Source organism: Rugamonas brunnea, from assembly GCF_014042345.1.
Classification (GTDB): domain Bacteria; phylum Pseudomonadota; class Gammaproteobacteria; order Burkholderiales; family Burkholderiaceae_D; genus Rugamonas; species Rugamonas brunnea.
On record NZ_JACEZT010000003.1, the window covers coordinates 205,446 to 220,886 of the forward strand.

Annotated in this window: 12 protein-coding genes; 7 read left to right on the top strand and 5 right to left on the bottom strand. The window is 66.5% G+C overall.

Annotated features, from left to right (window positions below):
- Positions 1-4 precede the first annotated feature (4 nt).
- Positions 5-1,369 carry a bifunctional UDP-N-acetylglucosamine diphosphorylase/glucosamine-1-phosphate N-acetyltransferase GlmU gene (gene glmU, locus H3H37_RS06685; protein ID WP_182160864.1) on the top strand — a complete coding sequence of 455 codons (1,365 nt, stop codon included), beginning with the start codon at positions 5-7 and terminating at the stop codon, positions 1,367-1,369.
- A 489-nt stretch (positions 1,370-1,858) separates the two neighbouring features.
- On the opposite strand, the gene H3H37_RS06690 is transcribed toward glmU, so the two are convergent.
- The gene (locus H3H37_RS06690; RefSeq protein ID WP_182160865.1) at positions 1,859-2,332 is read right to left on the bottom strand and encodes an Lrp/AsnC family transcriptional regulator; all 474 of its coding nucleotides are present in this window, start codon (positions 2,330-2,332) and stop codon (positions 1,859-1,861) included.
- 164 nt (positions 2,333-2,496) lie between these two features.
- On the opposite strand from H3H37_RS06690, the gene glmS reads away from it, so the two are divergent.
- A complete protein-coding gene (gene glmS / locus H3H37_RS06695) occupies positions 2,497-4,326 on the top strand; it encodes a glutamine--fructose-6-phosphate transaminase (isomerizing) (RefSeq protein ID WP_182160866.1) in 1,830 nt (609 codons plus the stop codon).
- Between the two features lie 122 nt (positions 4,327-4,448).
- Here the strand turns inward: glmS and H3H37_RS06700 are convergent, their stop codons facing one another.
- On the bottom strand, positions 4,449-5,186 hold the full coding sequence (locus H3H37_RS06700; RefSeq protein ID WP_182160867.1) for an anti-sigma factor family protein: 738 nt from the start codon (positions 5,184-5,186) through the stop codon (positions 4,449-4,451).
- Positions 5,183-5,689 carry an RNA polymerase sigma factor gene (locus H3H37_RS06705; RefSeq protein WP_182160868.1) on the bottom strand — a complete coding sequence of 169 codons (507 nt, stop codon included), beginning with the start codon at positions 5,687-5,689 and terminating at the stop codon, positions 5,183-5,185. Before H3H37_RS06705 ends, H3H37_RS06700 begins: the two co-directional genes overlap by 4 nt.
- A 97-nt stretch (positions 5,690-5,786) precedes the next feature.
- On the opposite strand from H3H37_RS06705, the gene H3H37_RS06710 reads away from it, so the two are divergent.
- The 3 genes from H3H37_RS06710 to H3H37_RS06720 all read left to right on the top strand — a co-directional run bounded on the left by H3H37_RS06710 (position 5,787) and on the right by H3H37_RS06720 (position 8,845).
- On the top strand, positions 5,787-7,127 hold the full coding sequence (locus tag H3H37_RS06710) for a S8 family serine peptidase (protein ID WP_229218695.1): 1,341 nt from the start codon (positions 5,787-5,789) through the stop codon (positions 7,125-7,127).
- A 99-nt stretch (positions 7,128-7,226) separates the two neighbouring features.
- A complete protein-coding gene (locus tag H3H37_RS06715) occupies positions 7,227-8,012 on the top strand; it encodes a hypothetical protein (RefSeq protein ID WP_182160869.1) in 786 nt (261 codons plus the stop codon).
- Between the two features lie 128 nt (positions 8,013-8,140).
- Complete coding sequence (locus tag H3H37_RS06720) at positions 8,141-8,845, top strand: YjjG family noncanonical pyrimidine nucleotidase (RefSeq protein WP_182160870.1); 705 nt, start codon at positions 8,141-8,143, stop codon at positions 8,843-8,845.
- A 67-nt stretch (positions 8,846-8,912) separates the two neighbouring features.
- On the opposite strand, the gene H3H37_RS06725 is transcribed toward H3H37_RS06720, so the two are convergent.
- A complete protein-coding gene (locus H3H37_RS06725) occupies positions 8,913-9,542 on the bottom strand; it encodes a DNA-binding protein (RefSeq protein WP_182160871.1) in 630 nt (209 codons plus the stop codon).
- 383 nt (positions 9,543-9,925) lie between these two features.
- Between H3H37_RS06725 and H3H37_RS06730 the strand changes: the two genes are divergently transcribed.
- Positions 9,926-10,897: a porin gene (locus H3H37_RS06730; RefSeq protein ID WP_182160872.1), complete on the top strand. Its 972-nt coding sequence runs from the start codon at positions 9,926-9,928 to the stop codon at positions 10,895-10,897.
- A 12-nt stretch (positions 10,898-10,909) separates the two neighbouring features.
- Complete coding sequence (locus H3H37_RS06735) at positions 10,910-11,704, top strand: substrate-binding periplasmic protein (RefSeq protein WP_229218697.1); 795 nt, start codon at positions 10,910-10,912, stop codon at positions 11,702-11,704.
- Between the two features lie 66 nt (positions 11,705-11,770).
- Here the strand turns inward: H3H37_RS06735 and H3H37_RS06740 are convergent, their stop codons facing one another.
- Positions 11,771-15,277 carry a response regulator gene (locus H3H37_RS06740; protein ID WP_182160873.1) on the bottom strand — a complete coding sequence of 1,169 codons (3,507 nt, stop codon included), beginning with the start codon at positions 15,275-15,277 and terminating at the stop codon, positions 11,771-11,773.
- Positions 15,278-15,441: the final 164 nt, after the last annotated feature.

Consider the following 15,441-nt stretch of genomic DNA (forward strand, 5'->3'; position numbering starts at 1 on the left):
CCCTATGAATGTAGTCATCCTCGCCGCCGGCATGGGCAAACGCATGCAATCGGCCCTGCCCAAGGTATTGCACCCGGTGGCCGGCAAGCCCATGTTGTCGCACGTGATCGATACCGCGCGCAGCTTGTCTCCCCATCAATTATGCGTGATTTATGGGCATGGCGGCGCGGCCGTGCTGGAGTTGCTGGCCAAGCAGGCCGAGCCGGTCGCCACCGCCCTGCAGGAGCCGCAACTGGGCACCGGTCACGCCGTCATGCAAGCCCTGCCCGCGCTGGACGAGAACTTGCCCACCCTGATCCTGTACGGCGACGTGCCGCTGACCAGCGCCGCTACCCTGCGCGCGCTGGTGGATGCGGCCGGCAACGATAAGCTGGCCATCCTGACGGTGGAGCAGGACGATCCGTTCGGCCTGGGCCGCATCATCCGCGAGGATGGCCGCATCGTGCGCATCGTCGAGCAAAAGGATGCCACCGAGGCCGAGCGCGCCATCAAGGAAATCAACAGCGGCATCATGGTCGCCCCCGGCGGCAAGCTCAAGCAGTGGCTGGGCGCCCTGTCGAACAACAATGCCCAAGGCGAGTATTACCTGACGGACATCGTGGCCATGGCCGTGGCCGACGGCGTGCCCGTCGTGTCGGCCCAGCCGGGCGCGCAGTGGGAAGTGGCGGGCGTCAACAGCAAGGTGCAGTTGGCCCAGTTGGAGCGCATCCACCAAGGCAATATCGCCCAGCGTTTGCTGGAACAGGGCGTCACCCTGCTCGACCCGGCCCGCATCGACGTGCGCGGCGAACTGGTGTGCGGCCGCGACGTGACCATCGACGTCGGTTGCGTGTTCGAAGGCAAGGTGGAACTGGCCGACGGCGTGACCGTGGGCGCGCACAGCGTGCTGGTCAACGCTACCATCGGCGCCGGCGTCGCCATCAAGCCGTTCTGCCACATCGAGCAGGCGGTGGTGGGCGAGGCCTCCATCATCGGCCCATATGCGCGGCTGCGCCCCGGCACGGAGCTGGGCCAGGATGTCCACATCGGCAACTTCGTGGAAATCAAGAACGCCCAGATCGCACCGCACAGCAAGGCCAACCACTTGGCCTACGTGGGCGATGCCACAGTGGGATCGCGCGTCAACATTGGCGCCGGCACCATCACCTGCAATTACGATGGCGTCAACAAGTTCCGCACCGTGATCGAGGATGACTGCTTCATCGGCAGCGACACCCAGCTGATCGCGCCCGTGACGGTGGGCAAAGGCGCCACCCTGGGCGCCGGCACCACGCTGGCCAAGGATGCGCCGGCCGGCAAGCTGACCGTCTCGCGTGCCCGCCAGGTGACGGTGGAGGGCTGGACCCGCCCCGTGAAAATCAAGAAATAGCCAGTGCCAGCCTGCTCGCAGCTTTGTGGATAAAGTTGTGGGCAAGTGCCTGAACGAGCCGGGATAACTTCCCGGCTTTTTTACGTCCGGAATTTTGTCCTGAACAGGGTGATTATTGTTCTGTGGATAAGGATGTGGAGAAGCACGGGCATAAACGGAGGAAAACAGTGGTATAAGGGCGGGAAAACCAAAGGATAACTTTGTGCTCGTGAACAAGGTGGAATAGCTTGGATCGCGCAAAGCCAGCAATCATGCGACTTTGCCGTCGCGCCGGCCTTATGTGTGGATAAGCCTGTGGGAAAACGGTGGGAAATGCAGGAATAACATATTTCTGTGGATAAAGATGTGCAAAAGCATCGGAATAAGCACTGGATAGCAGCTGGAAAACCCGGGATAAGTTCTCCGGCGGCAGCATGTCCTGCGAAGTAATGTGGATAAGCTTGTGTAAAACCGGGGGAATAAGGCGGGGATAAGTGGCTCAAACGTGGCTCAAACCACGATGCGCGTCTCGAACTTGCTGCGGAAGGTGGAGAAATACGCTTTCACGTTGCGCACATTGGCCTGGGCCGCGAACAGGCGGTGCGCCAGCGCGTGGTAGGCTGGCATGTCCGTCACCTGCACGATCAGCACGAAATCCGGCCCGGGCGCTACGCGGTAGCATTGCAGCACCGCATTCTCGCCCGCCACGCGTGCTTCGAACTCGTCCATGCGCTCGGCGGCCTGGATATCGAGCGAGATTTCCACAATGGCCGTCAGGCGCGCACCCACCTTCTCCGGCGCCACGATCGCCACTTGGCGCGCGATCACCCCCGATTCCGTCAACTGCTTGACGCGGCGCAGACAAGTGGGCGGCGACACGTGCACTTCCTGCGCCAGCTCACTATTGGTTTGTGACGCATCAATTTGCAGGGCATTGAGGATGCGACGATCGATATCGTCTAGCGGCAAGTTGGTATCAGTCATGGCGGTATGATGAATTCGTAAAAAATATAGAAAGAAATGAAATAATATTTCATTCGTCTGCATCGGTGAAATTTTATTTCAAAAACGGCTGAATTTAGAAAGCATATTTCATTGCCGCTGCTCTACGATGCATTCATTGCAAATTTCTCATCCAAGAGGTCAACATGTGCGGCATCGTCGGCGCGGTAGCGCAACGTAACATTACCCCCATCCTGCTCGAAGGCCTGAAGCGGCTGGAATACCGTGGCTACGATTCCTGCGGCGTGGCCTTGCACACGGATGGCCAGTTGCAGCGTTCGCGCAGCACCTCCCGCGTGGCCGACCTGGAAAAGCAGACCCAGGAATCGGGCCTGCAAGGCTACACCGGCATCGCCCACACCCGCTGGGCCACTCACGGCGCGCCGGCCACCCACAATGCCCACCCGCACTTCTCGCCCAGCGCCGAGCAGGCCCGCATCGCGCTGGTGCACAACGGCATCATCGAAAACCATGACGAACTGCGCGCCGAACTGACGGCGCTCGGCTACGTGTTCCAGAGCCAGACCGACACCGAAGTGATCGCCCACCTGGTTGACCACATGTACAACGGCGACCTGTTCGACACCGTGCAGCAAGCCGTCAAGCGCCTGCACGGCGCCTACGCCATCGCCGTGTTCTGCCGCGAGGAACCGCACCGCGTGGTGGCGGCGCGCCAGGGCTCGCCGCTGATCGTCGGCCTGGGCCAGGGCGAGAACTTCGTCGCCTCCGACGCCATGGCGCTGGCCGGCACCACCGACCAGATCATCTACCTGGAAGAGGGCGACGTGGTCGACCTGCAACTGGGCCGTACCTGGATCGTGGACGCCAGCGGCAAGCCAGTGCAGCGCGAAGTGAAGACCGTGCACGCGCATACCGGCGCGGCCGAGCTGGGGCCGTACCGCCACTACATGCAGAAGGAAATCTTCGAACAGCCGCGCGTGATCGGCGACACGCTCGAAGGCGTGACCGGCATCATGCCCGAACTGTTCGGCGACGGCGCCTACAAGGTGTTCAAGCAGATTGACCGCGTGCTGGTACTGGCCTGCGGCACCAGCTACTACGCCGGCCTGACGGCCAAGTACTGGATCGAATCGGTGGCCAAGATCCCCGTCAACGTGGAGATCGCCAGCGAATACCGCTACCGCGACAGCGTGCCCCACCCCAACACGCTGGTGGTGACCATCTCGCAGAGCGGCGAAACGGCCGACACGCTGGCCGCCCTCAAGCACGCCCGCAGCCTGGGCATGGAGCACACGCTGACCGTCTGCAACGTGGCCACCAGCGCCATGGTGCGCGAGTGCAAGCTGGCCTACATCACGCGCGCCGGCGTGGAAGTGGGCGTGGCGTCCACCAAGGCCTTCACCACCCAGCTGGCCGCCCTGTTCCTGCTGACGCTGACGCTGGCGCAGGTGAATGGCCGCCTGACGGACGAGGAAGAAGCGGCCCACCTGAAAGCCATGCGCCACCTGCCGGTCGCCATTTCGTCGGTGCTGGCGCTGGAACCGCTGATCATCGCATGGGCCGAGGATTTCGCCCGCAAGGAAAACGCCCTGTTCCTGGGCCGTGGCATGCACTACCCGATCGCCCTCGAAGGTGCGCTCAAGCTCAAGGAGATTTCCTACATCCACGCCGAAGCCTACCCGGCAGGCGAGCTCAAGCACGGCCCGCTGGCGCTGGTGACGGAAGAAATGCCGGTCGTTACCATCGCCCCGAACGACACGCTGATCGAGAAGCTGAAATCGAACATGCAGGAAGTGCGCGCGCGCGGCGGCCAGCTGTACGTGTTCGCCGACGTCGACTCGCGCATCACCCCGGGCGAAGGCGTGCACGTGATCCGCATGCCCGAGCACTACGGTCTGCTGTCGCCGATCCTGCACGTGGTGTCGTTGCAGCTGCTGGCCTACCACTCGGCCCTGGCGCGCGGCACGGATGTGGATAAGCCACGCAATCTGGCCAAGTCGGTGACGGTGGAGTAAGGCGCGTCAGGCCAACGGAATGCTAAATGGCACCGCATTCTTGATCTAACTGGATTGCGGAGTCGTTGCGGAATGGCCATGCATAACCAGATGGTCTGACCGGCTACGACAACGGTACGTCATCAGCGCGCCCAGCCCCGCTGCTGGGCCGCCCGCTCGCCTTTGGCATCCAGCGCCTGCCCGGCGATACGGGCATCGATCGCGTCCAGCACGGCGGCCGGCATGGCGCTGCCGGCTTGCCGGTAATCCCCCGCCGCCGCCTTGTCCGCTTCCGCCAGCACCGGCAGTTTCCATTCACCGCCGGCGCGGCAAGCCAATCCGGCTGCTGGCCCCATCGTGAAGCTGCGGCAAAGTGCGCCGTCCCGGGCGGCGAAACTGACGCCGATCTTGACGCTGGAACCAGGTGCCGCACTGGCCGCCAGTTGTTCCGTCAAGGCCTCGGCCAGCTTGCCGCGCGCCACCAGCGTGCCGTCAGCCGCAGTCGCCACCGTCACCCGGTCGTTCACACCTTTTAGTCCGCCGTATCCGGCCATGATGCCGACCAGCAGCGCGGCCGCCATGCCGCCCCACTCCGGCCACGACCAGCGGCGGGCGGCGGTGCGCTGGGGACGGGTGGCGCGTGCGGCGCTCAGGTCGACCACCTTGCCCGCCGCCACCGCCGCCAGCCGGGGCGGCGGCGCCTCGCCGGCGATCGGCGCGAACGCCGCGAACACATCCATCCGCAGGCTCTGGTGCTGCGCCACCCGCGCGGCAAGCGCCGGGTCGTCGCGCATGGCGCGTTCGATCCGGGCGCGGGCGGCTTCGTCCAGCTCACCGTCCGCATAGGCCATCAGGACTTCATCGGTAATGGTCGTACTCATCGTGTCACTCTCGCATGTTCGGACAATATTTCTTGCAGCGCGGTGCGGGCGCGCACCAGCCGGCTGGTGAGCGTGCCCATGGGAATTTCCAGCACCTCGGCCGCTTCTTTGTACGGCAGGCCTTCGACCAGCACCAGGCCGATCACCAAGCGGTGTTCATCCGACAGCAGGCTGACCGCCTTCTGGATCGCCAGGCGCTGTTGGTGCGCCTCGGCCGATTCGTCCCCCACGTGCTCGCCCGCCTCCTCCGGCGCGAACAGCCGGTCGCGCCGGGTGCGGGCGCGTACTTCGTCGATCCAGGCATTTTTCATGATGCGGAAGATCCAGCTGTCCAGCCGCGTACCCTCTTCCCATTGCTCGCTGCGGCCCAGCGCCCGTTCGACCGCGATCTGCACCAGGTCGTCGGCATCCTCGCGGTGAAAGGTGATGGTGCGCGCGAACCGGCGCAGGCGCGGCAGCAGGGCGGCGATGTCTTGGTGGATCGGTCGTGCGGTGGCGGTCATGGCTACACAGGAAAACGATGCGGCGAGGGATTTTCATCCCCGTCCCGTTCGTTTTATCGTCGGAAAGGCCGGATCCTTATACTATCATCCATACATCATGCCCATCAGACAGTTACTCCTATCGCGCCCTGTGCGGTTGGCCTGCGCGTTCGTGGCGGCGCTGGGCAGCGCCAGCGCCAGCGCCCAGTTGCGCCTCCCTTCGGTGCAGTTGCCGCAATTGCCGGGCCGCGTAGACAGCCTCAACGACGACATGCTGCGCGACGCCAACCGCCGCCTGCTGGCGCCGGTCGAGCGCCTCGATCTGCGTGAGCTGCGTCTGAACCAGATCGACGCCTTGCTGCGGCGCCACGGCGACGTGCTGGAGCGCGACCCGCATGGCGAACCCATCGTGCGTCACGAGCTGTTGGCGTGGTCGCCCAGCGCGGCGGCGCTGGCCGCCGCCAAGGCCGCAGGCATGGAACCGGTGCCGCAGCCCGACACGGGCGCCGGGGCTTCGCCGCTGGTGGTGCTGCGCGTCCCCGAGAGCGTCGACACCGCCGCCATGCTGGATCGCTTGCGCGCGCTCGACCCGGACGGCGCCTATGACTTCAACCACATCTATACCGGCAGCGGCAACCCGGCGCCGCCGCAGGGCACGCCTGCCGCCGACCAGGACGCGCCCCGGCAAAAAACGGCCAGCGGCGTGCGTGTTGGCCTGATCGACGGCGGCGTCCAGGGCGACCACGAGGTTTTCCGCGAAGCGCCCGTCGTGCCGTGGGGCTGCGACGGGGCATCCCATCCGTCTGCGCACGGCACCGCCGTCGCGGCGTTGATGGTGGGCCGTTCGCCGCGTTTCGCAGGGGCCGCGCCGGGCGCCACGCTGTATGCGGCGGACATCTACTGCGACAGCGGCAGCGGCGGCTCGGCGTCGCGCATCACGGCGGCGCTGGATTGGCTGGCGCAACAGCAGGTGGCGGTGATCAACCTCAGCCTGGTCGGGCCGCCCAACCAGATACTCGAACGCGCGGTGCGCGGCATGGTGCGGCGCGGCCACCTGCTGGTCGCGGCGGTCGGCAACGACGGCCCCGCCGCGTCGCCGCTTTATCCGGCCAGCTATCCGGGCGTGGTCGGCGTGAGCGGGGTCGATAAGAAGGGGCAGCCGTTGCCGGAGGCCGCGCGCGGACCGCAGGTGATGTTCGCCGCGCCCGGCAACCAGATGGTCAGCGCGGCCGTCGGCGCGCCGCCCTACCGCGCCGTGCGCGGCACCTCGTTCGCCGCGCCCATCGTGGCGGCTTTGCTGGCCAAGGTGCACCACCGCCCCGACCCGGCGGCCGCCCGGCAGGCGCTTGCCTCGGTGGCGGCGAACGCCACGGGCGCGGCAGCCGGCAACGTCGACAACGGCGTGGGACTCGGCATCCTCGGCATGGCGTTGCGCACCGATCCGGCCAGTTTCCGATGAATTAAAAATATTTTCTGCGTCATGGATGAAACCGCCAGACGCCGGCGTTTTCCTTGTAAGCGCTGCGGACAGGCCGCGGCACAGACAAGGAGAATCACCATGAAAAAGACCACCATCGCTAAACACATGATCATCGCGCTGTCCCTGGGCATGGCCTGCACGGCGCACGCGCAACTGTTCGGCCGCAGCGGCAGTATCGGGGGCGGCGTCGGCGGCATGTTGGGCGGAACCGCCGGTTTCGGCGGTCAAGTCGGCGGATTGGCCGACCGTGGCATGGTGCGCGACACGCTGCGCGGCGATACCGAAACGGCGGCCACGCGCCAGTCCCGCTCGGCCGCCGGCGCCGCCAGCGGCGGTGCGGCGGGCAATGGTTCGGCGGCACAGCAGCTTGCCCCTGTGCCGGGTAAGCCTGCGTTACTGGACGGTCAGTCGGCGGCGGGTGGCGCAGGCAATCCGGCAGGCGCGGTCAGCAAGTCGCCCGCCACCCATTCCGCCGACGCGGCGCCGGCCGCCAGCAAGCCGGGCTTCTTCAGCGGTTTGTTCGGCGGCGGCGCGCAGGCGCAGGCGGCCGGCAGCGGCTCCGGCAGCGGCAGCGTGCAGGGATCGGCTGGAACGGATGGTGGTGGCCAGCAGCTGGCGGGCGCCGCTGCGCAGGGCGCGCGTGACGTGGCCGCGCCGATGCGCGCCGGTGCGAAGACCCAGGCCGAAAGCACGCGCACTTACGCGAAATCGAGCGGGACGACGGCGACCGGCGCCGCCAAAACCAGCTCGCGTGCGGTCGCCGACGATGCGCGCGGTTCCGGCGATGCCGTCCCACATGCGATGGGTGCGAACGGCGCGGTGAATGCGAATGGTTCGGCAAACGGTTCGGCATCTTTGCTGTGACAGGACAACGGCGTGTGGCGCTTGCTCCACCTGCTGTACTGGGCGCCCATCATCGAGGTTGTCGGTGGCGGCATCCGCCGCCGCCGACGTGCTACCATCATTGATTGCCTGCCTCGTTACTGGTCTTCATGAAACACCGCCTCTTCCTGTTCGATCTCGATGACACGCTGCTTGATTTTCGCGCGTCTGAGCAACGGTCTTTCGTGAACACCATGCAGTCGCTTGGCCTGTCGGCCGATGTGGACAGCATGTTCAGCCAGTATCAGGAAATCAATATCGCTCTCTGGCGTAGCTTTGAAGCTGGCGCTGTGTCAAAGGAATTCCTGAAGGTGGAACGATTCAGGCGGACCTTTGACGCCCGTGGGCTAGCTCTGGACGCGGAGGAGGCTAGCCGGGTTTATCTGGAATCGCTGTCGAACACAGTGGTCCTCATCGACGGTGCCAAGGCGCTGGTGGCATCGCTGGCCGCCATCGGCGAGATCGGTATCATCACCAACGGGGTAGCGTCCATCCAGCAAAAGCGCATCGCCAGTTCCGGCTTGGGCGAATACATTTCATTCATCGCCACGTCCGAGGCGTGCGGCTACGCGAAACCGGATGTACGGTTCTTTGAATATACGGCGAAGATGGCGCGTCCATTTGCCAAGCATGAGGCGGTCATCGTCGGCGATCGGCTGGATGCGGACATCCTTGGCGGAAATCGATACGGCATCGATAGCTGCTGGTTTAACCCCGGCCAACTGCGTAACGATACGGAAGCGGTTCCGACCTACGAGGTTGCGACCTTGCACGAGATCATTCCGGCGTTTGCCGCGTGGCAGGAACAGGTATGAGCCACGATGGTACTGACCGTGTGGCCGCCGACTGCTCCCCCCATTAACCGAGACGAAGTTCCGGCCCTTATGCGCTGGCCTTGAGCGCTTCCAGCTCGGCCCGCAGCGCGATGCGCTCGGCGTTGGATTTGTCGAGCTTGCTGCGCAGCTCCTTGGCCTCGGATTCGAAGTTGTCACGCGCCGTGACGGCGCCCACCAGGTCCATCTCGGCCTTCAGGCGGGCATCCGACAGGCTGGCCGACGAGGCCACGTTGCGTTCGATCTGCTGGCGCAGGTCGGCCAGCTGGGCATCCTTGCCGTCGATGGCGAGCTGATCCTTGGCCTTGCCCACCAGCGCGTCCGTGGCCACCTGGCGCGCGTCGCGCAGCTCGGTGCGCAGGCGCTCGATGTCCTCGGCTTGTTCGGCCGACAATGCCAGCGCCTGGTCGCGCGCGATGGTCACGCTGGCCAGTTGCGCCTGCAGGTCGTCGCGCTCGCCTTCCAGTTCTTCGCCGGCCTTGATCAGGTCATCCAGGTCGCGCTCGGCCTGGGCCAGCGCTTCACGGCCGCGCCATGCGGCCAGGTGGCGGTGGATGGTGGCCGCCGAACCACTGCCCAACGCCTCGCGCACCGTCTCAAGCGACACGGGCTTGCCCTCGTTCTGCAGGTCGGTGGCCACCGCCGTGACTTCGTCGAGTGTGACTTCTTGGCGTGGCATAGCGGTCTCCAGAAAAAGGTTGGGTTGGGGTAAAGGTCAATGGTAGCGCATCGCACTCGCTGTGGCGACCGATACGATACCGTACATTCTTGCCTCGAAGCAAGGTGGAACCGCGTTCGCCGTGCCGGCCAGCCACGGCCGGCCGGGCATGGCGGCGGCGGGGCGCCGCGCGCTGTTGTTTCCACGCCGCGTGGCCGGCACGGTCCGCCTTGGGGAGCACCGCCCGCCACGGCCTTATCGTGTTGCCGGCGGGGTACAGGATATTGACCAGTGGCACGCCGCAGAGTACAACAGTTAATCAGCGGTGACTTGCATCGCCAGAGCCGCCTGCGGCCGTCCTGGCGCAGCGCCGCAGCGGGTGGGCCATGCCCCGGAGGATCAGCGTGAAACGATTTATACCGTTATGCGTCGCATTGGCATTGCCGCCGGCGTTGGCCCAGGTCGAGGTGTACGGCGTGCTGGACCTGGCCGTCACCTCCGACAGCGATGCGGGCAAGCGCGTCACCAAGGTCGACAGCGGCCAGCAGACGGCCAGCCGGCTCGGCATCAAGGGCTCGGAAGACCTGGGCAGCGGCTTGCGCGCCATCTTCGACGTGGAATCGCAGATCGAGGCCGACACCGGCCAGCCCTCATTCGCCGGACGTCCGTTCGGCAGCCAGTCGTGGGTGGGCCTGAGCGGCCCGTTCGGCGCCGTGCGCGCCGGCCGCATGTTCACGCCCTATTTCGGCGCCATCGCCAGCAACGATCCGTTCGACGCCAAGGGCCCCGGCGAATCGACGCGGGTGTTCTACGATTCCGGCGTGCGCATGGACAACACGGTCAAGTATTCGCTGCCGGCCACGCTGGGCGGCGTCTATGGCGACCTGGCCTACGGCGCGGGCGAGGTGGCCGGCAACAGCCAGGCCAACCGCCAGCTCAGCGGTGACGTCGGCTACGCGGCCGGCCCGCTCAACGTGGTGCTGGCCTACCACAGCGCCAACGACGGCCAGGGCATGAAGCTGGCCCGCAGCCACCTGCTTGGTGGTAGCTACGATTTCGGCCGCCTCAAAGGTTGGCTGGTGCTGGCCCGCAGCCGCAACGACCGCACGCTCGACACGCGCGACACGCTGTTCGGCGTCAGCGTGCCTGTCGGCCGCCACCTGATCGCGGCCGACTACGTGCACAAGAGCGATTTCACCAACCGCGACGCCGACGCCACCCAGCTGGCGCTGGCCTACTATCACACGCTGTCCAGGCGTACCAATTTGTATCTGATCGGCTCGCAGTTGAGCAACGATGGCGGGGCCAGTTACCAGGTCTCGCTGCCCGGTGGCACGCGGCGTGTGATCGCGGCGGGGATGCGCCACCAGTTTTGAACGGAGTGTGTCATGGCTGCGCGTGGTGGTCGGCGGCGCTGGTGGCGGATGGCGGTGACGGCGACGGCATTCTTGTGCGGGGGGCTGGCGCCGGCGCGCGCCGATGAGATTACCATGGCGTTCGGCGAGAAGATCCCGCCGTTCTGCTTCCCGGAAACCAACTCCGGCATCGAGATCGAAGTGCTGAGCCAGGCGCTGGCGTTCCGCGGCCACGTGCTCAAGCCGGTCTATTATTCGTTCGCCCGGATTCCCGTCGCGTTCAAGTCGCACCAGGTGGACGCGGCCATGACCGACCTGGGCCAGGACATGACGGCCGTGGGCGCCTACTACGCCGACCCGGCCGTGTTCTACGACAACGTGTTCATCACGCTCAAGGAACGCAACCTGGTGATCCACAAGCCCGACGATTTGCAGGGCTTGAGCGTGCTGTCCTTCCCCGGCGGCGCCAAACGCTATCCCGACTGGCTGGGGCCGGTGAACAAGGCGGGCCGCTACTTCGAGCAGAACGACCAGGCGCTGCAGGTGCTCACGCTCGACAAGGGCCGCTACGACGTGGTGCTCAGCGACCGCAACATCTTCCGCTATTTCACCTTGCTGCTGTCGCTGAACAAATCGATCCAGCTGCGGCCCGTCACGGAGCACAGCTTCGTCAAGTTCAACCCCATGGATTACCGCGCCGTGTTCTGGAACAAGCGCTACCGCGACGATTTCAACGCCGGCCTCAAGCACATCAAGGAAAACGGCCATTTCGACGCCATCTACCACAAATACCTGGGCGATAACATGGCCGAGCCGAAGCCGGAGTAAGCAGCCTGCATCAGCAGCCTGAATCAGCAGCCCACATGGGCAGCCGGAACCACTACCCGGTGGCCGTCAGCCCTGCTCGCGCGCCAGCCAGGCCCGGGCCTGCTCCAGCGTGGCGGCCAGCTCGGCGTGGACGGCTTGCCAGTGCGCCTGGGCTTCGTCATCGCGGCCCTCGGCGATGGCCGCTTCGGCCGCCAGCGTGGCCTGCACCAGGCGCTTGGCGCCCAGCACGCCGACGGCGCCCCGCAAGCTGTGGTACAGCCGCGACGCGTCCTGCGGGCGGCCTTCGCGCAGCGCCGTGGCGGCGTCCGCCAGCGGCTGCTCGCCCGCGTCGAGCGCGCCGCGCACCATCTTGAACATGACCTCGCGGCCCTTGGGGTCCTTGCCCATCACACGCATCAGGCTGTCCATGCTGAACACGGCGGCATCGGCCGGCGCGTCGCCATCAACGGCGGTGGCGGCGGTCGGCGGCGTCTGAGCCGCTGCCGGCGCAACCTCGGATGCGGCGCGCGCCAGCGTGGCCGGCAACTGGCGTTCGATCACGGCCAGCATCTGCTCCACCTCGATCGGCTTGGGGATGAAGTCGGAAATGCCGGCCTCCACGCAGCGGCTGCGTTCGGACGCCAGCACCCCGGCCGTCATGGCGATCACGGGCAGGCGCAGGCCCAGTTCCTGGCGCAGGATGCGGGTGGCGCTGAAACCGTCCAGCACCGGCATCTGCATGTCCATCAGCACGGCGTCGTAGTGGCCGGCCGAGCTGCGCAGCAGGTCCACCGCCTGCTGGCCATCGCCCACCACGTCCAGCGTGGCGCCGGCCTGCTCCAGGATGCCGCGCGCCACCGTCTGGTTCAGCAGGTTGTCCTCCACCAGCAGCAGGTGCACGCCGCGCAGGCGGCCGGCGATGCCGCGCGCGGGCGCCGGCGCGTCGGCGGGCCCGGCGTTGGCGGCCAATGCCTGGTGCAGCGCGTCGAACAGGTTGGAGCTGGTGATCGGTTTGACCAGCACCACGTCCGCCTCGGGCGCGCTGGAAATCTGCTCCAGCCGGTCCAGCGCGAACGCGTTGATCATCACCACGATCGGCTGCTTGCCGCCGTGGGCGGCCTTGCAGATGGCCTTGGCCGACGCCAGGCCGCCCATGTCGGCCATGTGCCAGTCGGCCAGCACCACGTCGTAGGGCTGGCCCGCGTCACGCTGGGCCCGGTAGTGGGCCAGCGCGGCCGTGCCCGATTCCACTTCGTCGGCCTGCCAGCCCCAGGCCCGGATCAGTTTGCCGATCAGTTCGCGGCTGGTGCGGTTGTCGTCGGCCACCAGCACGCGCAGCGGTCCCAGCGCCGGTGCGCGGCGCGGCCGTTCCTGCGCGGGCAGCACGTCGAACGGCAAGGTGAACCAGAAGCGCGCGCCCTGGCCCACCACGCTGCTGACCTCGATCCGCCCGCCCATCATCTCGATCAGCCGCTTGCTGATGGCCAGCCCCAGGCCGGTGCCCCCGAAGCGGCGCGTGATGCTCTCGTCCCCCTGGGAAAAGGCCGTGAACAGCTGGCCCTGCTGCTGTTCGGTGATGCCGATGCCGGTGTCGCGCACCTCGAAGCGCAGCCGGGCCGTCCCGGCGTCGCCGCCGTCCCGGCCGGCGAGCGCGACGCTCACCACCACCTCGCCCTGGGCCGTGAACTTGATGGCGTTGCCGGCCAGGTTGACCAGTACTTGCTGCAAGCGCAGCGCGTCGCCGCGCAGCAGGCGCGGCACGTCCGGCTCCACCTCGATGGCCAGCTCCAGTTCCTTGTCGCCCGCGCTCATGGTCATGGTGGTGGCCAGCGTGTTGAGCACTTCGTCCAGCTCGAATTCGGTGGGCGACAGCTCCATGCGGCTGGCTTCGATCTTGGAGAAGTCGAGCACATCGTTGAGGATGGCCAGCAGCGACTGGCCCGACATGCGCACCATGGTCAGGTATTTGCGCTGTTGCGGCGTGAGCGGCGTATTGCCCAGCAGGTAGACCATGCCCAGCACGGCGTTCATCGGGGTGCGGATCTCATGGCTCATGTTGGCCACGAAGTCGCTCTTGGCCCGGTTAGCCGCCTCGGCCCGGTCGCGTTCGCGCTCCAGTTCCTGCGCGCGCGCCTCCAGCTCGCCACGCAGGCGCTGCGGCTCGGTCACGTCGGCGATCACGGCCAGCACCTTGGTGCCCTGGTCGGTGCGCACGGCGCTCAGGTTCACTTCGATGGGGAACTCGGTGCCGTCGCGGTGCAAGCCCAGCAGCACGCCGCCCTTGCCCATGCGGACCGGCTCGTCGCTCAGGCGGCTGGTCACGAAGCGCTGCCGGTGGCCCGTGTGCACGTCGCGCAGCCGGGCCGGCATCAGCGTTTCCAGCGGCTGGCCGATGATGTCGGCGCGCGCGTAGCCGAAGCAGCGCTCGGCTTCGCGGTTGAAGGTCTCGATGCGGCCGTTGCCGTCCACCACCACAATGGCGTTGGGCGCCAGTTCGATCAGGCGTTGCAGGCGGGCGTCGGCCGCCAGCCGCTCATGCATCAGGCTGTTGAAGGCCGTGGTCAGCTGGCCGATCTCGTCGCCGCTGTGCACGGGCAGCGGACTGAAGTGGCTGGTGTCGCGCCGCAGCCGCACGATGGCTTCGTGCAGCCGCAGCAGCGGCGCCATCAGGCGCAGCGTGAGCCAGCCGATCAGGGCTGCGGCCAGCGCGGCGGCCAGCGCGCTCCACAGGGCCACGCGGTACAGCACGCCATTGAATGGTTCGAACGCCTCATCGGCCGGCAGCGAGGCGCCCAGCACCCAGTCGACCGACTTGAGTGACTTGAGGCTGGTCAGTGCGCGCACGCCGGAGCTGTTGGTGGAGATCACTGTGCCCTCGAAGCCTTCGCGCAGCGCGCGCGTGGTGGCTGGGTTGGCGTTGGGCGGGCGCGGGTGTAGCAGGCGGTTGGGGTCCGGATGGAGCACGTAGATCGGCGTGTCGGTGCGGGTGAGCGCGAAATAGTAGCCGCTGCGGCCCACCTTGGCCGTGCGCAGGTGGCCCAGCAGGTTATCCTTGTAGAGCCGCAGCACGCCCACCAGCACGCACACCACGCGGCCCTGGGCGTCCAGCACCGGCGCGGCCATCTGCACGATCGGTTGCTTGCCGATCTTGCCGATCAGTGGTTCAGTGATCATCGGCTTGCGGGTGCGCATCACCTGCTGGAAGAAGGCGCGGTCGGCCGCGCTCACGCCCAGCCGCGCCGGTACGGCCGGCAGGTCGGCCACGATGGCGCCGTCCGGCGCCAGCACCAGCAAGTCGTCGAACAGCGACAACACGGCGCGCGCGCCGTAATAGGCGCGCAACTGCTCGGTCGAGGTGGCGATGGCCGGCGGTTGCAGCCTGGCCGAGCGCTCCACGATGCCGAGCAACATGAGCAATTTGTCATCGAGTTCCTCGGCCGTGCGGTTGATCAGCGCCGTTTGCTGGTCGAACAGGACTTTGGTGAAATCGTCGCGCATGCGTTGTGTCTGCACCACGGTCACCAGCGCGATCATCACGATCGAGGTGAGGCTGGTGGCGAGGGCGACTTTGGCTTTGATGCCGAGGGGCTTCATGGAGTCCTTGTGGGGGGAGCGTAACGGTCAACAGGGCGCGGCCACGGGGCAATTCTCCTATCAATGTCTGTCCATGGCAAGAACGATGGCGGCGCGTGCGCGGCCGCTGCCGGCGGCGTGTTTCTGACAGGAATACTTGATTGGATGAGTGCGGCTTTGCCGGT